Source organism: Flavobacterium cellulosilyticum, from assembly GCF_004349355.1.
GTDB lineage: Bacteria > Bacteroidota > Bacteroidia > Flavobacteriales > Flavobacteriaceae > Flavobacterium > Flavobacterium cellulosilyticum.
Genome location: NZ_SMFK01000013.1, coordinates 46103 through 69148, shown reverse-complemented (window position 1 = coordinate 69148; position 23046 = coordinate 46103). Strand labels below are relative to the sequence as shown.

Genomic DNA, 23046 nt, shown 5'->3' with positions numbered 1-23046 from the left:
GTCGAAAGTCTTAAAGTCGAGGGTACCTAAAGGTAATTGTGATGGACTTTAAGACTATCGACTTTACAACATTAAGACTAATATAAATGAAAATAGTAATCATAAATTACGGAGCAGGAAACATTCAAAGCATTATGTTTGCCATCGAAAGATTGGGATTTCATGCGGTTTTGAGCAATGATCCAGACGAGATAAAAGCTGCAGATAAGGTAATTTTTCCTGGAGTAGGAGAGGCAAGTTATGCCATGAAAATGCTAAAAGAAAGTGGTTTGGATACTTTGATTCCAACGCTTGCTCAACCAGTTTTCGGAATCTGTTTGGGAATGCAATTGATGTGTAACTATTCGGAAGAAGGAAATACAAAAGGCTTGGGAATTTTTGATGTAGATGTAGTAAAATTTACTTCAAAAGTAAAAGTGCCACAAATGGGCTGGAATCAAATTTATAATTTGAAATCGGATTTATTCAAAGGAATTGCCGAAAACGAATACATGTATTTGGTACATAGTTTTTACGCTCCACTTTGTGCAGAAACTATTGCAACAACAAATTATGAACTGGAATATTCTTCGGCCTTGGAAAATGAAAATTTCTATGGAACACAATTTCACCCAGAAAAAAGTGGAGATGTTGGAGAGAGAATATTGGGTAATTTTTTAAAATTATAAAAAGGAAATGGCAATTTCAATTGCAATGGCAATGACAAAAATCAATTTCATTACAATATAAAATCTAAAATCTAAAATCTGCAATCTAAAATCTAAAATCTAAAATGGAATGAGAATAATACCTGCAATAGACATCATCGACGGAAAATGTGTTCGCTTATCGAAAGGGGATTACAATACCAAAATTATATACAACGAAAATCCGATTGAAGTAGCCAAATCATTCGAAGCACACGGAATCGAATATTTACACTTAGTCGATTTAGATGGGGCAAAATCCAGCAAAATTGTCAACCACAAAATATTAGAACAAATTGCATCCCAAACCAAATTGAAAATTGATTTTGGTGGAGGTTTAAAATCGGATAATGATTTACGAATCGCTTTTGAATCTGGAGCTACCCAAATAACTGGTGGGAGTATTGCAGTAAAAAATAGAGACATTTTTGAAGAATGGATCGTTAAGTTTGGTGCTGATAAAATAATTCTTGGCGCGGATGCAAATAACGAAAAAGTAGCCGTATCGGGATGGTTAGAAGACTCGGATGAAGATTTAGTTCCTTTTATACAAGAGTACCAATCAAAAGGAATTCAGTATGTAATTTGTACCGATATTGCTAAAGACGGAATGCTTGAAGGTCCAAGTTTTGATTTGTATGCTAAAATTTTGGCGGAAGCCAAAGGAATAAAATTGATTGCTTCAGGAGGAATTTCTACCTTTGACGAATTACCTAAATTAGCCGAATTGGGTTGTGAAGGAACAATAATTGGTAAAGCGATTTACGAAGCACGAATTTCGTTGAAACAATTAGAAAACTACATTTTAAGTAGTAAATCATAAGGATAAAGTTTTAAGTATGAGTGAAGACATTATAAAAGTAAAAAGTTTCTCTTTTGCAATTCGAATAGTGAACTTATACAAAATACTAACTTCAAGAAATGAATATGTGATGAGTAAACAAATTTTACGTTCTGGAACTTCAGTTGGCGCAAACATACGTGAAGCTAAAAATGCAGAAAGTAAAGCTGATTTTATTCATAAAATGGGTATTTCTCAAAAAGAAGCAGATGAAACATTATATTGGTTAGAGCTATTACAAGCAACAAATTATATTTCAAATGAAGAATTTTTAAGTTTAAATAATGATGGGGTTGAAGTTTTAAAATTGATAAAAAGTATCATTATTACTTCTAAAAAAAATATCAAAAAAACTTAATAATTCAAAATTACAACTTAATACTTAATTTTAAATGCTTACAAAAAGAATCATTCCTTGCCTTGATATAAAAAACGGTCGAACAGTAAAAGGAATCAATTTCGTAGATTTGCGTGATGCAGGTGATCCTGTTGAACTGGCCAAAATCTATTCGGATGAAGGTGCAGATGAGTTGGTCTTTCTTGATATTTCGGCAACTGAAGAAGGACGAAGAACCTTGGTTGATTTGGTTCGCAAAGTAGCGGCTACTATAAATATTCCGTTTACCGTTGGTGGTGGTATTTCAAAAGTATCCGATGTTGAAGTGCTTTTACAAAATGGAGCTGACAAAGTTTCTATTAATTCCTCGGCAGTTAAAAACCCGCAATTGATAAATGATTTGGCTCAAAAATTTGGTAGTCAATGTGTAGTTGTTGCCATTGACGCCAAACAAATTGATGGAGATTGGATTGTGCATTTGGTAGGAGGAAAAGTTCCTACTGAAATAAGATTGTTTGATTGGGCTAAAGAAGTGGAACAGCGTGGTGCAGGAGAAATCCTTTTTACCTCGATGAATCATGATGGAACCAAAAATGGTTTTGCAAATGAAGCTTTGGCAACTTTATCAGAATTAGTAAATATTCCAATAATTGCCTCAGGAGGAGCTGGAAATATGCAACATTTTATAGATACCTTTGTTGAAGGAAAAGCTGATGCAGCATTAGCGGCAAGCGTATTCCATTTCAAAGAAATTGAAATCAAAACATTGAAAAAAGAACTTAAAAATAATAATATAGAAGTGAGGCTTTAAGGAGTAATTAGAAAGTTTGAATTATTAAGTTTTAGAAACTTATTTTTCATACAATTTATTACATACGACCTAATCCTTACAACTTAATACTTAAAATAATGAATATAGATTTTACAAAAAGTGCGCACGGATTGATTCCAGCAATTATTCAAGACAGCGAAACTAAAAACGTTTTAATGTTGGGATATATGAATGCTGAATCCTACCAAAAGACTTTAGACACTAAAAAAGTTACTTTTTATAGTCGTTCAAAACAAAGACTTTGGACAAAAGGAGAAGAAAGTGGCAACTTTTTGAACTTGGTAGATATTAAAAATGATTGTGATAATGACACGCTTTTAGTACAAGTTAAACCAGAAGGTCCAACTTGTCATACTGGTGCTGATACTTGCTGGCAAACGCAAAATGAAAGTAACTATGGATTTATTTCAAATTTAGAAGAAACCATCAAAATTCGTAGAGAAAATGCTGATTCTGAGAAAAGTTATGTGGCTTCCTTATTCGAAAAAGGAATCAATAAGATTGCTCAAAAAGTAGGCGAAGAAGCGATTGAAGTTGTTATTGAAGCAAAAGACGATAATGATCATTTGTTCTTGGATGAAAGTGCTGATTTGCTTTTTCACTATTTAATATTGCTACAAGCAAAAGGATTTCAATTGAATGATGTGGTTCAGGTTTTAAAAAGCCGTCAGAAATAAAGATACTTAGATAATTTTCATACATAAAACCCAATAGCGATTCATTTTGCTATCGGGTTTTTCTTTTTTCTTTTATATCCAATAGCAATCCACTATATTTACTTTTTTATTAGAAATTACAATACATTCAATGAATATCCAGAATACAACTTTAAAGCAAGAATTACCAAAAACATTATCAAAAAGCGGATTGAAAATCATATTAAAAACAGATGAAAATGATGCTCGACCTGTATATATTTCCGGAAATTTTAATAATTGGCGCACGCAAGACAAGTCCTTTATGATGGAGCAAATTGCTAGTAATTTATATCAATTTGAATTCACTCCCGATTTCAATTATCCGGAAGAACTTTTATATAAATTCACAAAAGGAGATTGGAGTGAAGTTGAAATTGATACTCACGGAAACCGAACTGAAAACCGCTCTACAAAAAATCATAGTGGAATTCAAAATGAATTTGTAGCCCGATGGAGAAAAAATTGGTTGCCATTTAAACCTAATTATTTACCTCAAGTAGTATTGATTTCTGATGAATTTGAAATTCCGCAGCTTAATAAAACCAGGAAAATTTGGGCTTTATTACCACACGATTACGATGCTACAAACGAACGCTATCCAGTGATGTATTTGCAAGATGCTCAAAATTTATTTAATGAAAAATCAGAATTTGGCAATTGGGAAATTGATAAGAAATTGGCGGTTATGTCCGAATATAAAATTGGAAAAATCATCATTATTGCGATTGAGCATGCCGAAGAAGACCGAGTAAAAGAATACAATGTTGGAAAAACAGTTTTAGGAAAAGGGAAGGGAAAAAAATACATCCGTTTTGTAACAGAAACCTTGAAGCCTTTTGTTGACAGTAATTTTAGAACCAAAAAAGAAAGAATATATACTGGAATTGGTGGGAGCTCGATGGGAGCATTAGTCAGCATATTCAGTGGATTACGTTATCCCGAAGTTTATGGGAAATTAATGGTTTTTTCGCCGTCACTTTGGGTTGTTCCAAAACTCGAAATTAAATCTGATGTGACTGAAACTGAAGACACCAAAATTTATTTGTATGCCGGTGGAGATGAAAGTGAAACAATGATTGAAAACGTTATAAACTTTAAAAATAATGTTATTAAAAGTGAGTTTATCAAGGATAAAATGAAAATTAATCTCAGTATTAATATGGAAGGAAAACACAATGAAACCTATTGGAGTGACGAATTTCCAAAAGCAATTGAATGGTTGTTTTTTAATACAAAAGAATAATTATTTCCATAAAAAAAATAATTCTTATATTTAATAAGACCCGTTTATTCTTGAATTTTAAGTAATCTATAATATCAACAAGATGAAATTAAACACAATATCAAAACTAGAACATTATAAGGGTACTATTTTAATTCCAGTTTTTGAAACCTACGAAAAAAGCCTTGTACCAATCGAATTTCATGGTGTTTCTGTAAACTCAAGAGTGTTTTTTGGCAAAAAAGACACGCATTATATTGTTGAAAAATACGATTGCATCCATATTTTTATAGGTTTAGGAAAAGTGATTGATTATAAATCTTTGAAAACTGTTTTTAGGAGAATTTCCGCCAATCAAAAAGATTTTTTTGGAGTTAATGTGGCATTTATTCTGCCTGACATGTTCTCGAAAGAACAAATCGAAGCAACATTCACAGGATTGAAATTGGGTACCTATAACCTAGGACATTACAAAAAAGATAAAAAAGTACATCCGTTTTTGAATTCAAATTTTGAATTACAAATTGTTTCTAAGAAAAACAACGAAAAAGCAGCCGAAAAGGGGTTGAAAATTGCCGATGCACAAATCGAAACGCTGCAATTGGTTGACTTGCCACCAAATGTTGTTACCCCAAAATATTTAGCTAATTGGGCTAAAGAAAGTGGAATTAAATACGGTTTTGATGTTGAAGTTTTCGATTATAAAGCTTCCGAAAAGGCAGGTTTGGGAGCGTTTTTGTCCGTTGGAAAAGGTAGCGAAAATGAGCCGCAATTTGTGATTATGACTTATGTTCCTGAAAATGTTGATACAAAAATGAAACATGTTGGCTTAGTTGGAAAAGGAATAACATTTGACACTGGCGGATTGAATATAAAAACTGCTGGAATGGTTCAAATGAAATGTGATATGGGTGGTGGTGCAGCTGTTTTTGGTGCAATGCAGTTAATTGCCGATTTAAAATTGCCCGTAAAAGTAACAGCAATAGTCCCTTGTGCCGAAAATTCTGTAGATGCTAAATCGTTTTTACCTAGTGATATTATCAAAAGTTATAGCGGAAATACCATTGAAATAATAGATACAGATGCCGAAGGAAGATTGGTTTTAGCTGATGGTTTGTCGTATTTAATTAAAAATTTCAAACCAGAATACCTTATTGATATTGCCACTCTAACAGGAAGTGCAGTTGGAACTTTAGGTTATGAATGTGCTGCCTTGTTTACCAATAATGATACTATTTCAAAAAAATTACAAGAATCTGGTGATGCAATTGGGGAACGTTTATGGCAATTGCCTCTTTGGGATTGCTATAAATCAGATATAGATAGTGATATTGCTGATGTGAAAAATTATAGTGGAAAACCGGTTGCAGGAGCCATTTCGGCAGCTAAATTTTTGGAGTATTTCACTGAGGATCACAAAGCTTGGGCGCATCTTGATATTGCCGGAGTTGCTTTTGGCGATGATGAATTTGCGAAAAGCAAACATGCCACCGCTTTTGGTGTTCATTTATTGACTAAATTCATAGAAAATTTATAAATTATGAATAATTCCAAAACCTTCATTTGCGTTTCGAATTTTTTTAAAGGCGCTGACTTTATAATTAATTTGAAAACGCTTGGTAATAAAGTTTATTTGATAACGAGTGAAAAACTGAAAGATAAACCTTGGCCAACCGATGCTATAGAAGAAATATTTTATATGGCTGGCCAAGATACAGATTGGAATTTAGAACATCTTTTATTAGGTGTTGGAAACTTGATGAAATCCAATACAATTGATGCTATTGTAGCTTTGGATGATTTTGATGTCGAAAAAGCTACTTATCTCAGGGAAAATCTCCGTATTGATGGAATGGGACAAACTACAGGTCGTTATTTCAGAGATAAACTCGCAATGCGAATGAGAGCCAAAAGTTGCGCCATAACTATCCCCGCATTTTGTTCTCTATTTAATGACCATGACATCAATGCTTTTGCAGATACGATTGCAGCTCCTTGGGTTTTAAAACCACGATCTGAAGCTTCTTCAATGGGAATTATAAAGGTATATGACAAGGAAAGTTTATGGATTCATATTAATGAAATGGGGAATAATCGGTTCAAATATTTGTTAGAACAATTTCGACCTGGAGATGTGTATCATTGTGATAGTTTGGTTTTGAATGGAAAAGTATTATTTAGTTTGACTTCAAAATATTTATCCACTCCAATGGAAATTTCACAAAGTGGCGGTATTTTTCGTTCTGCTAATATCCCTTATGATTCTGAAGATGATGTTGCCATTAAACTGGTAAACGAACAGGTAATGAAAAGTTTTGGTTTGAAACACGGAGCTGCACACACCGAATTTATTAAAGGAAAAGAAGATGGCAAAATTTATTTTTTAGAAACTTCATCCCGTGTAGGTGGTGCTCATTTAGCAGAAATGGTTGCTGCTGCTTCCGATATTAATTTTTGGAAGGAATGGGCGGCCATTGAAGATTCGTTGGTTAAAAAAACCAAATATAAATTACCCAAAGTAAAAAAAGACTATGCAGGAATTGTGTTGACATTGTCTAAGTTTCAGCTTCCTGATTTATCGTCATTTTCAGATTCCGAAGTTTGTTTCAGAGTTCTATTGGATTATCACGCTGGGTTGATTGTAAAATCGAAATCAAGCGAGAGGGTTTTGGAATTATTAGATAATTATGCAGATCGATTGATACAGGATTTTGCAGTTGTAGGTCAACATAAAAAAGTAGAAAACTTGCATTAATAAGCTATATTATGTCATTTTTACGAAGGAGCAATCACATATCAAGGGCAACAAAAGTGAGTGACTAATGAGATTTTTCCTTCATAAAAATGACAAACAATCCACAATTTAATAGAATTTACAAGCTACTGTAAAAAAATCATGAAAAAGTATATACCCTTTATTTGTTTCATTCTACTATTAGCCAATAGTGCAAATGCCCAAGGACTTTTGAGTCAAAAAGAGGAAGTTTTCAATAGACAAGATACTCTACGTGGCAGTATCACTAAAGAAAGATCTTGGTGGGATTTGAAATATTATCATTTAGATATTAAAGTGAATCCTGCTGACAGTACCATTATAGGTTCTAATACTATTCGATACAAAGTTTTGAAATCGTATAATAGAATGCAAATTGACTTGCAAGAACCAATGAAAATTTCTAAAGTTATTCAAGATGGCAAGGAATTAAAATTTGAAAGAGACGGAAGTGTATTTTACATCACTTTAGTAAATCCACAAGTTCCTGACGAAATTAAAGAAGTCATCGTTTATTATGAAGGAAAACCCAAAATAGCAATAAATCCGCCTTGGGATGGAGGAATTACTTGGAGCAAAGACTCTAATGGTAATCCATTTATCGCTTCGACCTGTCAAGGTTTGGGTGCGAGTATTTGGTGGCCAAATAAGGATCATATGTACGATGAAGTTGATGATATGTTGATAAGTGTCAATGTTCCCAATAATCTGATGGATGTTTCCAATGGTCGTTTGCAAAGCATAATCGATAAAAAAGATGGCACCAGAACTTTTACTTGGTACGTTTCGAATCCTATCAATAATTATGGAGTAAATATTAATATTGGTGATTATGTAACTTTCTCAGAAGTTTACCAAGGGGAAAAAGGCAATTTGGATTGTGATTATTTTGTATTGAGAGATAATTTGGCCAAAGCCAAAATACATTTTGCCGAAGTTCCAAAAATGCTTAAAGCGTTTGAACATTGGTTTGGTCCTTATCCTTTTTATGAAGACAGTTACAAACTGGTTGAAGCTCCTTATTTAGGAATGGAACATCAAAGTAGTGTAACTTACGGAAATGGCTATCAAAATGGCTATCTGGGGAAGGACAGAAGCGGGAGTGGATGGGGAGCAAAATTCGATTATATCATTGTTCATGAATCGGGTCACGAATGGTTTGCCAATAATATCACTTACAAAGAGATTGCAGATATGTGGATTCATGAGAGTTTCACTTGTTATTCCGAAAATCTATTTGTGGAATATTATTTTGGTAAAAAAGCAGGAGCTGAATATGTAAGAGGATTGCGAAAAAACATTCAGAACAAAAAGCAAATGATTGGTAAGTATGGTGTAAATCACGAAGGATCTGATTTGTATGAAAAAGGGGCAAATATGCTACATACTTTGCGTCAAATAGTGAACGACGACGAGAAATGGAGAGGAATTTTACGAGGTTTGAATAGCACTTTTTACCACCAAACCGTAACCACAAAACAAATAGAAGATTATTTAATTCAACAAACTGGACTGGATTTAAAGCCATTCTTTAACCAATATTTGAGAGATATTCGTATTCCAACTTTCGAATATAAATTTAAAGACAATATTCTTTCCTATCACTGGACCAATTGTGTTCCTGGATTTGCTATTCCTGTGAAAGTGACTTTAAATGGAAAAGAACAATGGTTGAAACCTACTGAAGATTGGACAAATTTGTATTTAATTACTAAAGATTTGAAGGTGGAAGTGGATAAGAATTTTTATATTACTACATTGAAAAGTATTGAGTAGTTTTTATAAGTATCTACCTCTCAAACAAGCCTAAAGTTCCGCCAACCCAATCTTTGTCTTTATTGAATTTTACACCAATCATTTCGCCACGACTCAATCGTGCCAAGTTACAAAGTAGAGTAGGAGCTGCATCCTCTTTTTTCCATGCGAAAAGCATACGTACTTCGCATTTAACTTTTCCGTCTGGAGACTGAACTATTGGAATATAATTTACTTTTTTTTGTAAAATATATAGTTCTTTATCAACCACGGCTTCGACATCTTCCTTTATTACATGAAAGATTACGCCAGAACCTGAGAATGAAAACAGAGGTTTCAACACATAATTTTCTAGGTCTTCTGGTATCGTTGCCAAATCACTTAACAATGTAGTTTCAATAAAATAAGGACCTTTCAAGAATGGTAAAATAAACTTGCTAATTCTAAAAAACCAATTGGGATGTCCAGCCCATTCTACATCTAGATTATCTAAAAAATGAAAATTCAATTTCAAATCGGTTCTTAAATCTAATTCATCAAAAATCACCCGATTGTAGATTCTTTTAACGAGAATTTCTTCTCCGTTTTCGTTTTTATAAAAAAGTTGTTTTCCTTTTTTTATAATTGCTGTGACACAAACTATTGGAATACCAAGATCTCTTCTGCAATAATAAAAATCGATTTTTGTATTTTGTTTTTCGGGTTCAATATCCATCAGAATTACATTTTCTTTTGGATGATTATTACAAATCACTTCTTCTAAAAAATCTAAATATTCCTGATTTGAAATTCCATTACTGAAAGGAGTTAATTCCTCTAAAAAAGGATATTGATTTTTAAATTTTTCGTATAAATTATTTTGGTAATTGAACAAAGATGGAAACCCTTGTACCTCTATTAATTTTGGAATAACGTTGCCGTTTTCTTCACATATTCCAAAATCGATTGCTAAAAAAGTGGTGTGATCGTCTTCGTTAGGAACTTTATGATTTAATTCTAAGGATTTATCTGTTAGTATTTTAAAGTCTTTATGTTGAATCAATTTTATAACATCATCACAACCTTCTAATAATTGTGATTTTAATTTTTTGGAAATAAAAAAAGGAGTTTCTCCTATTCGAAAAGTAGGGTTATAATCAAAATCATCAGCTATTTCTTGCTTTAATTCCTGATACTTTTTATTTGTAAACTGAGCGTTAAAAAGCTGTCTGTATTTGTCAATCATTTCAAAAAAAGTATTAAGATGATAGTATTAAGAATTAAGATTGAAGAATTAAGTTTTAAATATCAAGTAGTAAGAAAAACAGGAATTTGAATAGTATTTTACTCTCTTACTACTTAATTCTAATATTGTTAATTCATATTAATTCGAAAGCATTTTTTTAGTTTTCATCAAATCGTTGATGGCAATACGAAGAAAATTAGGAATCAATGTTTCATTGGTTTTGTAAATTTTATCATCGTCCAATAGATTTTCAAGCATAATCCTAAACTTCTTTTTACCTTTCATTGCTTTGATTTTTTCTTTGGCTTCATAGTTTCTTAAATGAGAAATAAAACTTATTGGATCTGCTTCTGGATGAAATTGGGTTCCCACAAAATAATCAGTGAAACGAACCGCCATAATAGCTCTTTCATATTGAACTTGATCTCTAATTTTTTCTAAAGAAATAATTTTGGCTCCTTTTTTAGCAAAAACACTCAATTTAGGTTGTACTACTTGATAATCTCTGGAATCTATTGCATAATAAGGATCGTCAAGTCCTTCTAATATAGGATCGTTTAGTCCTTCTTTTGTTTTATGAATCGTCATAACTCCAAAAGAAGTGTCGTTTCGTTTGGTTATTTCTGCCAAACCAAAATGACTGCAAGCCATTTGAAAGGAGTGACAAATGAATAAAACGTGCTTTTTTATAACATTTTCATTATTCCAATTAGTCAATTCATTGATAAAATCATAATATTTCAAATCCCAATCTCCATTACCTTCTAATGGATTTCCAGGTCCACCAGTAGAAATGTAAATATCAAAATCATTAATATCCGGCAATTCCGATTTAGATCTTACATCAAATACTTGAAAAGTAACTAATTGATTAAAACGGTTGATTATGTCGATGATGCAACGCATTCCTTGGTTGGGTGTACCATCGTACATATCTAAAACTGCAATTTTTATGTTATTTGTATTCATTTTTCTAATCGATTTGGTATTGCAAAGATACTTTTTTTCAATGGCAATATCAATTACAATAGAAATATCAATTACAATAACAAGGTCAATAGGAATGATAATAATAAATTAAATGAAAATTTTAAAGTCAATTTGATACTGAAAACAAATTATTGAATCCTTTTTTAAAGACCTTTATAAAATTCACTCGTAATAAAATCAACGACTTTTATCAAATCATTTGTTTCGTTGTAAACCGCTAATTGTTTGGCTGCTCCTGTTCCATTTTTTAAGATCTGGTGTACATAATTGATTTTTTCACGGCTCCCTAATTCGTCAACTACATCATCAATAAAATCTAATAATTCAAGTATAAGTATTCTAGTTTCAACTTCTTTTTGAAGACCAAAATCTATCATGCTTCCTTCAATTCCATAACGTGAAGCTCTAAATTTATTTTCTTTAATCAAAGCTATTCGGTAAATATTGAAACTCATGTTGTTTGAATTCAATCGGTATAATTTTGCAACAATTGCCTGAATAATTGCAACAATACAGATCGTTTCTTCAACAGTTAAACACATATCACAAATGCGAAATTCAATAGTGTCATAAAAAGGATGTAAACGTAAATCCCACCAAATTTTCTTTGGATTATCAATACATTTCGTTTTTACTAATGTTTCCAGAAAATTATCATAGGCTGAAACTGAATCAAAATATTCTGGCAAACCTGTTCTTGGAAACTTATCAAATACTTTCGTTCTATATGATTTGTATCCTGTTTTCCGACCTTCCCAAAAAGGAGAATTGGTTGAAAGGGCAAAAATATGCGGTAAAAAATAAGTAGCTTGATTCATTATTTGCAATCCAACTTCGCGGTTTTCAATCCCTACGTGACAATGCATTCCAAAAATCAAATTAGAACGTGCAGCATCTTGCAATTCGTCTACGATGACATGATAACGAGGGTCATCTGTTATGGGTTGGTCTTGCCATTTTGAAAAAGGATGTGTCCCTGCACCACCAACAATCAAACCTTGTTTTTCTGCTAAAGTAACAATATGACCTCGCAACGATTTTATCTCACATTCGGCTTCTTGAATGTTTTTGCAAATATTGGTGCCAACCTCTACGACAGATTGGTGCATTTCCGCTTTTACTTGTTCATTTAGAATAATCTTGGCCCCATCAACAATCTTGGATAAATGGGAGCGTAAATCTCTTGTTTCAGGATCTATAATTTGGTATTCTTCTTCCACGCCAAGAGTAAAAATAGGTAGTTTTTTCATTTGGAAAAATTGAAAAATTATTTATCAGAAACAGCTTCTTTTATAAAAGACCCCCAAGTTAAATTCATTTTACCTGGTTTTTGTTTTTTGGCGGCTGAAATCGCCATTTTTGCTGCATGTTCAACTACCCACTCAAAATTATCAGCTCCAACAGAAGTTAATTCAGCATCTGGTGCTGGATTTCCAAAATCTATTGCATAAGGAATTCCGTCACGTACAGCAAATTCTACCGTATTAAAATCATAACCTAATCCTTTGCAAAGTCTTAAAGTATATTCTTTTACAGTTGCTAATAATTTTTTATCCGATGGTGGACCATCTAAAACATAACGCAAATGAGGTTCGTTTTTAGGTTCATACTGCATGATTCGAACATCTTTACAACCCAAACAATACACACGAAAATATTCTGTAAAGACAATTTCTTCCTGTAACATCATTACCAATTGTCCTGTTTCTTGATGTTTATCCCAAAATTCTTGTTTATTTTCTAGTCGGTACACGTTTTTCCAACCACCTCCTGCATAAGGTTTCATATAAGCTGGAAATCCAATATAATCAAAAATACCTTCCCAATCCATTGGAAATTTTAGGTTACGAAATGATTTTCCAGTGGTATCAGTTGGGTGTTCGGCCGAAGGAAGGATTACAGTATTGGGTAACGGAACTCCAAGGGTATCTGCCAATGAATTATTGAAAAATTTATCATCAGCACTCCACCAAAATGGATTGTTGATAACATTTGTTCCTGTTAAAGCTGCATTTTTAAGATAGGCTCTATAAAAGGGGACATCCTGAGATATTCGATCAATGATAACCGCATATTCACCATCTTTATTTTGAACAACTTTGTCTATGGAAACAGCCTCAGCCATAATTCCTTTTTCATTTTTTGAGTTTATCCTGTCTACAAATGCTTGCGGAAAAGTATCTTCCATTCCAAATAATATTCCTATTTTTTTCATTTTTTTATATTTTATGCTTGCAACTTAAACTCTTTATAATTACTCTTTTTAAAAAAACTTTATTCTTGATAAATAATGTGGAAACATTTCTTTCCAAACTGGCCAATCGTGTTTTCTATCTGGTCGAACGTCTAGCCAATGATGAATATTTCTGTCACTTAAAACCTTGCTCAATTTTAAATTATAATCATAGCAAACATCCCAATTGGATGTTCCCAAGCAAATATCCATGTTCCAAAGTTCGTGGTCATCTAAACCATATAAATAATCTTCGGGAGTGTTATAGAAAACATCATCATTATAAAAACCATCCATAAAACTTTTGATACTAAAAGCACCTCCCATCGAGAAAACGTGACTTACATATCCAGGATGACGAAAAGCAAAATTAGCAGCGTGATAGCCTCCAAAACTACAACCTGCAAGAGCAACTTTTCCGGAAGGAGTATTGTTTTTTACTTTTTCGACAATCTCGTGGCAGATCATTTTGTCATACCAAACATGATTTTCGATTCGATGAATAGGATGAATTGCATTATTATAAAAACTGTCTTTATCAATGCTTGCAGGACAAAATATTTGAATTAACCCTTGCTCAATATACCATTTTGCAGAGTCAATCAACCCCATATCCTTGTTTTCGTGAAAACTTCCCATGGATGTGGGGAAAAGTATCACAGGATATCCAGCATGACCAAAAACTAACATTTCAATTTCTCTACTCAGATTAGGGGAATACCATTTGAAATACTCTTCTTTCATAACTTAATTTTTAACAATTATAATAAAAATAATCATACAAAAAACATTAAAATTTTAGGAAATGCATCATTTATTCTGAGAAATATATTTATATTCTCAAATAGTAAAGGAATCTAATAATTGAACTTGACTTTTGAGTCTTTCTATTAACATTCCCATCATTCTCTTGTTAAGACTCGAAGAGTTTTGAATGTATTCTTTATATTCTTCAATAGTAAATAACCCAACTATCATTCCTTTTAATGCATTTCTAAACTTGATGTCTTTTTGGATGGAATTTTCAATAACTACTAATTTTTTTTCTACAGAAAATGAATTGAAGTCAATTTTGTTTTTGTTGGTATAATTTATAAAAGTAATGATAAAAATATCATTTTGTAATTTCAAAATAGGACGAAGTATTTCATTTTGAAAATATTCGTCAAATGAAGAAAGTGAAGAAACGGTACCAATGGATTCTCCTCTGAACTCTTTTAAAAAAACATCTCTTTGTTTCATATTTTTTCTTTAAATTTAAAAAAAAGCAATTAGAATGCATTAATTTTGACGTTAATAAATAAACAATATGCGATTTCATACTAGAAAATGGGTAAAACCAGAAGATTTAAACCCGAACGGAACATTATTTGGCGGTAAATTATTGGCTTGGATTGACGAAGAACTTGCTTTGTATTCAATCATTCAACTTGAAAATACAAAAATTGTAACAAAACACATGTCTGAAATAAATTTCAGAAGTTCAGCAAAACAAGGGGATATTATTGAAATAGGTATTGATGTAGTAAAGTTTGGAAATACTTCTATAACTTTAAAATGTGAAGCTCGAAATATGATGACTCGGGAAACCATTATCTCAATAGATAATACGACAATGGTCAATTTAGGTGCTGATGGCAAGCCTAAAGCTCACGGGAAAAAAGAAATTGAATACGTAAAAGACCGATTGGATTCTATTTAATTTGGAATAAAGACACCTCTACCTTCAGAAGGTAATTCGAATAATTCTAAATCAAAAAAGGAAACGGAAGCAATCACATGGTCAAAAATATCAGACATGATATATTCATAATTCTCCCAATTTTTATCTTTAGAAAAAACATAAATTTCCAATGGAATTCCTTGTGCAGTAGGCTGTAATTGTCGGCAAAGCAAAATCATATCTTTATTCAAGCCTGGATGATTTTCGAGATATTTTGTGATATACTTTCGGAATAATCCTAAATTCGTCAAATTTCGACCATTTAACGGTATTATGGTATCAATATTATTTTGGGAATTAAATTTGTCAATTTCAATTTTCTTCTTTAAGATATGCTCATTAATAAGTTGAATATTCAAAAAATTATCCAATTCCTCATTTTTTAAAAATCGAACACTATTAGATTTTATCAATATATGGCGTTTTATCCTTCTCCCTTCCGATTTTTGCATTCCACGCCAGTTTTTGAAGGAATCAGAAATCAAGCTATAAGTTGGAATTGTAGTTGTAGTGTTATCAAAATTTCGAACTTTAACTGTTGCCAAATTAATTTCAATAACATCTCCATCAGCTCCAAATTTATCCATTGTAATCCAATCACCAATTCGAAGCATATCATTTACAGAAACCTGAATACTGGCAACAAATCCTAAAATTGTATCTCTGAAAATTAATAATATAATAGCTGAAATGGCTCCTAAAGTAGTCAGTAATTTTTCGATTTTAATATCAAAAATTTCAGAAAATATAGCAGCAATACCTAACATCCAAAGGACAATCATAATTACTTGAATGTAACTATCAATAGGTTTGTCACTAAATTTAACAATACTTTTTAAATGATCTTTAAGTGCATTAAAGATGGTTCTTATGATCCAAAGTATTAGTAGAACAATGTAAATCCCAACTAATTTTCCAAATATAGTTTCCCAATAATTGTATGCATTTAATATAATTGGAACTGAAATATAGATAAACAATAACGGAATCAAATGCGAAATGTACATCGCTGTTTTATTCGAAATTAGTAAATCATCAAATTTAGTTTTGGTTTTACGAGCAACAATTGACATAATAGTAACCAGAAATAATCGAAAAAAACGGTAGATGTAATAGGAAATAACACTGAGAATAAAAATATTCACAAACAAGCTTAAATAAGCCGCAATTGTATCACCAAATCCCCACTTTCTAAATAAAATATAGCACCAGCCAAATATTTTTTCTAATAAATTATGCATTTTTCATGTATTTTTTTTCTACATAAAAAGTAGCAAACGGTAGGAGTGAAGCCAATAAAATTGTAAAAAAAACTTTAAAATTCCATTTTTGGGATTTTTTAATCAGTACTGCCAATACAACATAACCAATAAATAAAATTCCATGGGTCATTCCTATTGGGTACAACAATGTTTTATAAAGTTCAAAATGTGTTGGTTTTATAAAAAGCATATTTGCAAATAAAACCAAATAGGAAACTCCTTCTAATACTGCAATGTTCTTAAAAATTCTATCCATCAAAACTGTTGTGTTAAAAATTATTGGTGCAAAATTAAGGATTATGATTGATTTTTGGAGTATTCGATCCTAAAGTAATTTACTTTTGTAATTATAAACTTGAGATTATGAGCAAACGCGATTTAAAAAAATACTTGACAGAACTCAATAAAGTGCAATTAGAAGAACAAGTAATTGAACTTTATGAAAAATTTAGTGTTGTTAAAACGTACTACGATTTTGTTTTTAATCCAAAAGAAGCATCTCTTTTGCAGGAATGCAAACTTAAAATTTCTAATGAATATTTTCCAAAAAGAACTACTACGAAGGAAAAGAAACCAAAAATGAGGCGTTCAGTTGCACAAAAATATATCAAACATTTTATCCTTTTAGGTGTTGATCCCTTTGTTATTGGTGATGTGATGCTTTATGCAATAGAAATTGCGCAAGCTTTATCCTCAGAAAGAATTGTTAAGCAAGAAATGTTTTTTAAAAGCATGTTAAATTCTTTTGAACAAGCAATTAAATTTTTGATTGCAAATGGGATATTGGAGGATTTTATGCCAAGGATTTTGAAAATAAACAATGAAACAATTCAACAAAATTGGTATAATGCAATTGAATTTAATGCTGTTGTTGAGCGTTTTGAATATTAAATTGAAATACTTTACAATCGTTTATATTTAATTACCACCCATTATTTAATCTAAATTATAGTGGATTAACTCTTTTTTAGGTGTATTTTTGCAAAAACCCAACAAAAAAACATGTCTCAAAACACTTTAGAAACAGAAACAGTAGATAAAAAAGAACTTTATTCGTATCAAAAAGGAGATATCGCTTCCATTTTTGAGCGTTTGGACAATGCGCCAAACAATCATCATTTGTTGTATCAATTACCAACTGGAGGTGGTAAAACAGTTGTTTTTTCTGAAATCGTAAGACAATATTTGTCTAAGCACGATAAAAAAGTAGTTGTTTTAACACATCGAATTGAACTTTGTAAGCAAACTTCAAAAATGCTTAAAGGTTTCGATGTAAAAAATAAAATCATCAATAGTAAAGTGAAAGAACTTCCAGACCAAAACGATTATTCTTGTTTTGTGGCTATGGTTGAAACCTTGAAAAATCGTATCAATGACGAAAAATTACATTTAGATAATATTGGATTGGTTATCATCGATGAAGCCCATTATAATTCCTTCCGAAAATTATTAAGTTCCTTCAAAAACGCCTTTATTTTAGGAGTTACAGCCACTCCTTTGAGTTCAAATATCAAATTGCCAATGCATCAAAATTATGATGAATTAATCGTAGGTGATACGATAAATTCATTGATTGACAAAGGATTTTTGGCCAAAGCCATTACCTATAGTTATGATGTAGGCTTAACCTCTTTGAAAGTTGGAATCAATGGAGATTATACTGTAAAATCGTCCGATGATTTGTATACTAATATGGCAATGCAAGAAAAATTATTGCATGCTTATACAGAGAAATCATTAGGCAAGAAAACGTTGATTTTCAATAATGGAATCAACACTTCTTTATATGTTTATGAAACTTTTAGAGAAGCGGGTTATGGTATTCGTCACTTGGATAATACCAGTAGTGCCGAAGAAAGAAAAGATATTTTACAATGGTTTAAAAAAACTCCAGATGCAATATTAACTTCTGTTGGAATCCTAACAACAGGTTTTGATGAACCTACTGTAGACACAATTATATTGAATAGAGCTACAAAATCTTTGACTTTATATTTTCAAATGATAGGTCGTGGTTCTCGAAAATTACCAAATAAAGACACTTTTAATGTGATTGATTTAGGAAATAATGCAGCCCGTTTTGGTTTGTGGAGTGATCCAGTAAACTGGCAACATATTTTTAAATCACCTGAATTTTATCTTGAAAATTTACGGGACGATACTGAAATCGAATTGTATTTTAAATATACTATGCCACCCGAATTACGTGAGAAATTTGCTAAAACAGAGGTCGTGACTTTTGATGTAGATGAAGAACACAAACAAATTATTGCTCAAAATTTACGTTCTAAAGTGGTTTTAGACAAATCATTAGAACAACATGCAGCAATGTGCGTAGACAATACTGAAGAGTTGCGAGATGCAAAAGCATTATTAAAAGAGTTAGATCCAGATATAGAATGTCGCTTAAAACGATATGCCAAATGTTTGAGTCAATGTAGTAAAAACTACCGCGAATGGCTTGTTGATGACTATAAATTAAAGCTAACCTTGTTAATAGGGAAAAAGTATCGTGAAAAAATCATGAACGAAGCAGATTAGGAAAAGTGTTCAGTGCAGTGAAAGAGGAAAAAAAAGTGCTCAGCATAGAAAAATGCAATTAATTTTTAGGAGCTTTTTCCCGCTATCATCCCAATCTCTCGATGAAAAATCGAGAGGATTTTCCCTTCTATCGGGGCTACGAAAACCTGTTTTCAAAACAACAATTTTATAAAAATTAAATCAATACGATGTCAAAACAATTCTCCGATTTAGGAATTTCAGTAGCTTTATTAAAAGCCATAACTGAATTAAAATTTGTTGAACCAACAGAAATTCAGCAAAAAACGATTCCGTTATTACTTTCAAATACTACTGATTTTGTTGGTCTAGCCAAAACCGGAACTGGAAAAACTGCTGCATTTGGATTGCCTTTATTGCAATTGATTGATACAAATTCTACCGTAGTGCAAGCGATAATTTTAGTGCCTACTAGAGAATTAGGACATCAAATTTTTAATAATTTAGAGGCTTTCGCCAAATATACTCCCGAAATTTCAATCGCAGCCACTTGCGGAGGAATTCCTATAAAACCACAAATTGAGCGATTATCAAATCCAACTCATATTGTTGTCGCAACACCTGGACGTTTAATTGATTTAATTCAGCGCAAAGCCATCAATCTCAAAGAAACTCAATTTTTAGTTTTGGACGAAGCGGATGAAATGGTATCTATATTAAAAGAAAGTTTAGACGAAATTGTTGCTGAACTTCCTAAAAATCACCGCACTTTTTTGTTTTCAGCCACTTTACCAGGAACTATAAAACAATTGATTCAGAATTATTTGGATAAAAATGTAGTTCAAGTAAGTGCCAATATGGAAACGGTTGGAAATCAAGGAATCGACCATCAATATATAGTTGTTGATCCTATTGAAAAATTAGAGGTTTTGATGCATTTTCTAACTTCTAAAGATGGTGAACGGGGTATTATTTTCTGTAAAACTAAAGCAGCTGTAAATAAATTGGCAAAGAATTTAGCCATCAATAAGTTTTCGTCTGGAGCTTTACACGGAAGTTTATCACAAGGAATTAGAGATCGAATCATGGAGCAATTTCGTGAAGGTCACATCAATATATTAGTCGCTACTGATTTGGCCGCAAGAGGAATTGACGTAAAGGAAATATCTTATGTAGTCAATTATCATTTGCCTGACACCTACGAAAACTATGTTCACCGTAGCGGAAGAACCGCTAGAGCAGGAGCAAAGGGACTTTCGTTAACCGTTTTGCAACAAGAAGAATTAGTAGAAATTGCTGATTTCGAAAAAGAATTGGGAATTCAGTTTTCAAAATTTAAAAAACCCTCTTCTGAAAATATTGAAGAAAATAACACGTTTTTGTGGGCCAAACAAATTTTTAAAACCAAACCCAATCACGAAGTTTCGGCAGATTTAAAAAACAAAATAAAAACAGTTTTTCATCATTTGACCAAAGATGAATTAATAGAGAAATTGTTGGCAAATTATTTGTTGCAAAATAAAAATGAACTTGCCGAAAAACCAGTTAAAAGACAAAAAATGAAATAGTACTTTTTCTGTTTTATAAATAAAAAACCATTGCAATACTTGATAGAGTGCTGCAATGGTTTTTTTATGCCTTTTAGTAATTTAATCATAAAAAAATTGAAGTTACAAAAAGGACATGGTTAAATTAGACTTTTCACATCAATTTCAATGTTATTTATTGGATGAAAACTAAAAATAACATGAGTTAAATGAGCTATAAATCTGTTTTAATAGCAATAACTAGTTTTATACTTCGTTATATTTTCTAACAATAACTAGTTTTTTACTTAGTTATGAATTCAAAGCGTTTTAACTCATGAAAAAAATGACAATTGCGGCAATTGCCCTATTACTTATTACATCAAACATTTTTAGTCAAACCACAAATAAAATTATTGATTCCGGTACTATACAATATCAGTTTGATAACCTTATGGATAAATCAAATGATTTTCAGGGTTATAAAGTGATAAAAGAAAGTTCGTTGCTTAAATTACAATCGAATGTACTCGATTCGCTTTCGGTTTCAAAAGAGAAGATTTTAGCCAATGCAAATTTTATAAGTTCTCAAAAAAGACTTATCGACAGTTTACAAACCAAATCAACTGCCTCAGAAACTGTTGTTTCCAATTTAATATCTGAAAAAGATAGTATTTCACTTTTTGGCATTCAATTTGGAAAAACGATTTTTAAAACATTGTTTTTCTTTATTTTGCTTGGTTTGATTGCTATACTACTATTTTTTATCTTCAAATTTAAACAAAGCAATGCCATAACAATAGAAAGCAAGCTGGTGTTAAAACAGTCCGAAAAGGAATTTGAAATCTATAAAGAAAAAGCTTTAGGACGCGAACAGAAAGCAATGCGCAAGCTGCAAGATGAATTGAATAAAAAGAAAAAGGAATTCTCCGCTACTCTACCTCGTGCATAGATGAGGAAAGTTTGAAAACCTTAGATTTCGGAGAACATTTATACAAATGGAACAGGATTAGAATTTTAACAATTTGATGAGTTAAATAAAATAAGTAATCAATTTTAAAGCAATCGCATCATAGTTTTTTCCTATTAGTAAATTTAATTGTATCCCGAAAATAGTGTATATTTATAGATTGTATTTTTATTTAATAAATAAAAGAATTAATATATGGAAATTGTTATAATTGGAGGAGGATTTGCGGGATTAAACCTTGCAAAAGAATTACTAAATCAAAAAGATGTCCGTGTGACATTAGTTGATAAAAATAATTATAATTTTTTCCCACCCTTAATTTATCAAGTTGCCACTGCTTTTCTTGAACCATCTAGCATTAGTTATCCTTTTAGAAAATTTTTTGCAGGTAAAAAAAATCTTCAATTTCGACTTGGAAAAATGCAGCGAGTTATTCCAGCAGAAAATAAAGTAATCCTTCATAATGGAGAATTGAATTACGATTATTTAGTATTTGCCACTGGAGCTGAAACTAGTTTTTTTGGAATGGAAAATGTGAAGAAAAACGCAATTCCGATGAAAACTTTGAATGATGCCATTGGAATGCGAAATACTTTATTAAAAAATTTAGAAAAAGCAGCCATTTGTAAAGACATGCGTCAACGCCGAAAATTATTGACAATTGTTGTTGCTGGTGGTGGTCCAACTGGAGTTGAAGTTTCGGGGATGTTTGCCGAAATGAGAAAAAATATTTTGCTTAAAGAATACCCAGAATTAGCTGCAACTGCGAGTAATATCTATTTAGTAGATGGCGGTAATGCGCTTTTGTCACCAATGAGTAAGGAATCTCAAGAGGATACTCTAAAGGCTATAACTGAACTAGGTGTTATTGTAAAATTAAATTGCCAAGTAACGGATTATATTGATGATACAGTACATCTTTCGAACGGAGAAACCATACAAACCAAAAATTTAATTTGGGCTGCAGGAGTTTCAGCAATGAAATTTGAAGGAATTCCAGAAGAAAGTTATGGTAGAGGCAAACGAATGATGACCGACGCTTTCAATAAAATAAATGGAACTCAAAATATATTTGCACTTGGTGATACCTGCATCCAACTTAGCGATGAAAACTTTCCAGGTGGTCATCCTCAGGTTGCTCAAGTTGCCATTCAACAAGGATTGAATTTGGCTAAAAATTTCAAGTTAATGATTGAAAATAAACCTTTAATTCCCTTCAAATATAATGATAAAGGATCTATGGCAATTATTGGAAAAAATAAAGCAGTTGTCGATTTACCAAAGCCTAAAAAACACTTCAACGGCTTCTTTGCTTGGTTGGTTTGGCTTTTTGTGCACCTTTTTTCATTAATAACTTATCGAAATAGAATTAAAACTTTTATCAATTGGACCATCGCATATTTTTCTAAAGATCAATCTTTGCGAATGATTATTAGACCAGATAAGAAGACAAAAGTGGAAGTATAGATTGGAG

23 protein-coding genes are annotated in these 23046 nt (G+C 31.7%); 15 read left to right on the top strand and 8 right to left on the bottom strand.

All coding sequences use genetic code 11. The features are described from left to right. The first annotated feature begins 86 nt into the window (after positions 1-86). The 9 genes from hisH to E0F76_RS15390 all read left to right on the top strand — a co-directional run bounded on the left by hisH (position 87) and on the right by E0F76_RS15390 (position 9165). On the top strand, positions 87-668 hold the full coding sequence (gene hisH / locus E0F76_RS15430) for an imidazole glycerol phosphate synthase subunit HisH (RefSeq protein WP_132008119.1): 582 nt from the start codon (positions 87-89) through the stop codon (positions 666-668). A 109-nt stretch (positions 669-777) separates the two neighbouring features. After that, positions 778-1509 (top strand): 1-(5-phosphoribosyl)-5-[(5-phosphoribosylamino)methylideneamino]imidazole-4-carboxamide isomerase, encoded by a 732-nt coding sequence (hisA, locus tag E0F76_RS15425; RefSeq protein ID WP_132008116.1) that lies wholly within the window; start codon positions 778-780, stop codon positions 1507-1509. A gap of 16 nt (positions 1510-1525) precedes the next feature. Further along, positions 1526-1885 (top strand): four helix bundle protein, encoded by a 360-nt coding sequence (locus E0F76_RS15420; RefSeq protein ID WP_132008113.1) that lies wholly within the window; start codon positions 1526-1528, stop codon positions 1883-1885. Between the two features lie 34 nt (positions 1886-1919). Next, positions 1920-2675 carry an imidazole glycerol phosphate synthase subunit HisF gene (gene hisF, locus E0F76_RS15415; RefSeq protein WP_132008110.1) on the top strand — a complete coding sequence of 252 codons (756 nt, stop codon included), beginning with the start codon at positions 1920-1922 and terminating at the stop codon, positions 2673-2675. Between the two features lie 98 nt (positions 2676-2773). After that, on the top strand, positions 2774-3373 hold the full coding sequence (hisIE, locus tag E0F76_RS15410) for a bifunctional phosphoribosyl-AMP cyclohydrolase/phosphoribosyl-ATP diphosphatase HisIE (protein ID WP_132008107.1): 600 nt from the start codon (positions 2774-2776) through the stop codon (positions 3371-3373). Between the two features lie 130 nt (positions 3374-3503). Then, positions 3504-4637, top strand: coding sequence for an alpha/beta hydrolase (locus E0F76_RS15405; protein WP_132008104.1), 1134 nt, complete (start codon positions 3504-3506; stop codon positions 4635-4637). 82 nt (positions 4638-4719) lie between these two features. After that, entirely contained in the window at positions 4720-6153 is a 1434-nt protein-coding gene (locus E0F76_RS15400) for a leucyl aminopeptidase family protein (protein ID WP_132008101.1), read from the top strand. Between the two features lie 3 nt (positions 6154-6156). Further along, the gene (locus E0F76_RS15395; protein ID WP_132008098.1) at positions 6157-7371 is read left to right on the top strand and encodes an ATP-grasp domain-containing protein; all 1215 of its coding nucleotides are present in this window, start codon (positions 6157-6159) and stop codon (positions 7369-7371) included. 141 nt (positions 7372-7512) lie between these two features. Then, a complete protein-coding gene (locus E0F76_RS15390; RefSeq protein ID WP_132008095.1) occupies positions 7513-9165 on the top strand; it encodes a M1 family metallopeptidase in 1653 nt (550 codons plus the stop codon). A gap of 13 nt (positions 9166-9178) precedes the next feature. On the opposite strand, the gene E0F76_RS15385 is transcribed toward E0F76_RS15390, so the two are convergent. The 6 genes from E0F76_RS15385 to E0F76_RS15360 all read right to left on the bottom strand — a co-directional run bounded on the left by E0F76_RS15385 (position 9179) and on the right by E0F76_RS15360 (position 14834). Next, the gene (locus tag E0F76_RS15385) at positions 9179-10369 is read right to left on the bottom strand and encodes a hypothetical protein (RefSeq protein ID WP_132008092.1); all 1191 of its coding nucleotides are present in this window, start codon (positions 10367-10369) and stop codon (positions 9179-9181) included. Positions 10370-10507: 138 nt separating this feature from the next. Next, positions 10508-11338 carry a type 1 glutamine amidotransferase gene (locus E0F76_RS15380; RefSeq protein WP_132008089.1) on the bottom strand — a complete coding sequence of 277 codons (831 nt, stop codon included), beginning with the start codon at positions 11336-11338 and terminating at the stop codon, positions 10508-10510. Positions 11339-11502: 164 nt separating this feature from the next. Beyond that, positions 11503-12609: a carboxylate-amine ligase gene (locus E0F76_RS15375; RefSeq protein ID WP_132008086.1), complete on the bottom strand. Its 1107-nt coding sequence runs from the start codon at positions 12607-12609 to the stop codon at positions 11503-11505. Between the two features lie 17 nt (positions 12610-12626). Then, entirely contained in the window at positions 12627-13574 is a 948-nt protein-coding gene (locus E0F76_RS15370) for an ATP-grasp domain-containing protein (protein WP_132008083.1), read from the bottom strand. 48 nt (positions 13575-13622) lie between these two features. Next, positions 13623-14336 (bottom strand): esterase family protein, encoded by a 714-nt coding sequence (locus tag E0F76_RS15365; protein ID WP_132008080.1) that lies wholly within the window; start codon positions 14334-14336, stop codon positions 13623-13625. Between the two features lie 96 nt (positions 14337-14432). Next, positions 14433-14834, bottom strand: a complete 402-nt coding sequence (locus tag E0F76_RS15360; protein WP_132008077.1) for a glyoxalase — start codon at positions 14832-14834, stop codon at positions 14433-14435. Positions 14835-14901: 67 nt separating this feature from the next. On the opposite strand from E0F76_RS15360, the gene E0F76_RS15355 reads away from it, so the two are divergent. Continuing rightward, positions 14902-15294 carry an acyl-CoA thioesterase gene (locus E0F76_RS15355; RefSeq protein WP_132008074.1) on the top strand — a complete coding sequence of 131 codons (393 nt, stop codon included), beginning with the start codon at positions 14902-14904 and terminating at the stop codon, positions 15292-15294. Here the strand turns inward: E0F76_RS15355 and E0F76_RS15350 are convergent. Beyond that, entirely contained in the window at positions 15291-16556 is a 1266-nt protein-coding gene (locus tag E0F76_RS15350; RefSeq protein WP_132008071.1) for a mechanosensitive ion channel family protein, read from the bottom strand. The genes E0F76_RS15355 and E0F76_RS15350 overlap by 4 nt on opposite strands. Next, positions 16549-16833, bottom strand: a complete 285-nt coding sequence (locus E0F76_RS15345) for a DUF3817 domain-containing protein (RefSeq protein WP_132008068.1) — start codon at positions 16831-16833, stop codon at positions 16549-16551. The genes E0F76_RS15350 and E0F76_RS15345 overlap by 8 nt, the downstream gene beginning before the upstream one ends. 107 nt (positions 16834-16940) lie before the next feature. Between E0F76_RS15345 and E0F76_RS15340 the strand changes: the two genes are divergently transcribed. From E0F76_RS15340 to E0F76_RS15320, 5 genes are all read left to right on the top strand, one after another. Continuing rightward, on the top strand, positions 16941-17468 hold the full coding sequence (locus tag E0F76_RS15340) for a DUF6155 family protein (RefSeq protein WP_132008065.1): 528 nt from the start codon (positions 16941-16943) through the stop codon (positions 17466-17468). Positions 17469-17579: 111 nt separating this feature from the next. Next, entirely contained in the window at positions 17580-19118 is a 1539-nt protein-coding gene (locus E0F76_RS15335; protein ID WP_132008062.1) for a DEAD/DEAH box helicase, read from the top strand. A gap of 188 nt (positions 19119-19306) precedes the next feature. Next, positions 19307-20644 carry a DEAD/DEAH box helicase gene (locus E0F76_RS15330; RefSeq protein WP_132008059.1) on the top strand — a complete coding sequence of 446 codons (1338 nt, stop codon included), beginning with the start codon at positions 19307-19309 and terminating at the stop codon, positions 20642-20644. A 295-nt stretch (positions 20645-20939) separates the two neighbouring features. Next, on the top strand, positions 20940-21554 hold the full coding sequence (locus E0F76_RS15325; protein WP_132008056.1) for a hypothetical protein: 615 nt from the start codon (positions 20940-20942) through the stop codon (positions 21552-21554). Between the two features lie 213 nt (positions 21555-21767). Beyond that, positions 21768-23039, top strand: a complete 1272-nt coding sequence (locus E0F76_RS15320) for an NAD(P)/FAD-dependent oxidoreductase (protein WP_132008053.1) — start codon at positions 21768-21770, stop codon at positions 23037-23039. Positions 23040-23046: the final 7 nt, after the last annotated feature.

Bases quoted from the DNA above. Each gene is read 5' to 3' on its own strand.
- hisH (WP_132008119.1), top strand. From the start codon at position 87: ATGAAAATAGTAATCATAAATTACGGAGCAGGAAACATTCAAAGCATT.
- E0F76_RS15325 (WP_132008056.1), top strand. From the start codon at position 20,940: ATGAAAAAAATGACAATTGCGGCAATTGCCCTATTACTTATTACATCA.
- E0F76_RS15330 (WP_132008059.1), top strand. From the start codon at position 19,307: ATGTCAAAACAATTCTCCGATTTAGGAATTTCAGTAGCTTTATTAAAA.
- E0F76_RS15365 (WP_132008080.1), bottom strand. From the start codon at position 14,336: ATGAAAGAAGAGTATTTCAAATGGTATTCCCCTAATCTGAGTAGAGAA.
- E0F76_RS15350 (WP_132008071.1), bottom strand. From the start codon at position 16,556: ATGCATAATTTATTAGAAAAAATATTTGGCTGGTGCTATATTTTATTT.
- E0F76_RS15380 (WP_132008089.1), bottom strand. From the start codon at position 11,338: ATGAATACAAATAACATAAAAATTGCAGTTTTAGATATGTACGATGGT.
- E0F76_RS15355 (WP_132008074.1), top strand. From the start codon at position 14,902: ATGCGATTTCATACTAGAAAATGGGTAAAACCAGAAGATTTAAACCCG.
- E0F76_RS15390 (WP_132008095.1), top strand. From the start codon at position 7,513: ATGAAAAAGTATATACCCTTTATTTGTTTCATTCTACTATTAGCCAAT.
- hisIE (WP_132008107.1), top strand. From the start codon at position 2,774: ATGAATATAGATTTTACAAAAAGTGCGCACGGATTGATTCCAGCAATT.
- E0F76_RS15335 (WP_132008062.1), top strand. From the start codon at position 17,580: ATGTCTCAAAACACTTTAGAAACAGAAACAGTAGATAAAAAAGAACTT.
- E0F76_RS15420 (WP_132008113.1), top strand. From the start codon at position 1,526: ATGAGTGAAGACATTATAAAAGTAAAAAGTTTCTCTTTTGCAATTCGA.
- E0F76_RS15375 (WP_132008086.1), bottom strand. From the start codon at position 12,609: ATGAAAAAACTACCTATTTTTACTCTTGGCGTGGAAGAAGAATACCAA.
- E0F76_RS15360 (WP_132008077.1), bottom strand. From the start codon at position 14,834: ATGAAACAAAGAGATGTTTTTTTAAAAGAGTTCAGAGGAGAATCCATT.
- E0F76_RS15340 (WP_132008065.1), top strand. From the start codon at position 16,941: ATGAGCAAACGCGATTTAAAAAAATACTTGACAGAACTCAATAAAGTG.
- E0F76_RS15405 (WP_132008104.1), top strand. From the start codon at position 3,504: ATGAATATCCAGAATACAACTTTAAAGCAAGAATTACCAAAAACATTA.
- E0F76_RS15395 (WP_132008098.1), top strand. From the start codon at position 6,157: ATGAATAATTCCAAAACCTTCATTTGCGTTTCGAATTTTTTTAAAGGC.
- hisA (WP_132008116.1), top strand. From the start codon at position 778: ATGAGAATAATACCTGCAATAGACATCATCGACGGAAAATGTGTTCGC.
- E0F76_RS15400 (WP_132008101.1), top strand. From the start codon at position 4,720: ATGAAATTAAACACAATATCAAAACTAGAACATTATAAGGGTACTATT.
- E0F76_RS15345 (WP_132008068.1), bottom strand. From the start codon at position 16,833: ATGGATAGAATTTTTAAGAACATTGCAGTATTAGAAGGAGTTTCCTAT.
- E0F76_RS15370 (WP_132008083.1), bottom strand. From the start codon at position 13,574: ATGAAAAAAATAGGAATATTATTTGGAATGGAAGATACTTTTCCGCAA.
- E0F76_RS15320 (WP_132008053.1), top strand. From the start codon at position 21,768: ATGGAAATTGTTATAATTGGAGGAGGATTTGCGGGATTAAACCTTGCA.
- hisF (WP_132008110.1), top strand. From the start codon at position 1,920: ATGCTTACAAAAAGAATCATTCCTTGCCTTGATATAAAAAACGGTCGA.
- E0F76_RS15385 (WP_132008092.1), bottom strand. From the start codon at position 10,369: ATGATTGACAAATACAGACAGCTTTTTAACGCTCAGTTTACAAATAAA.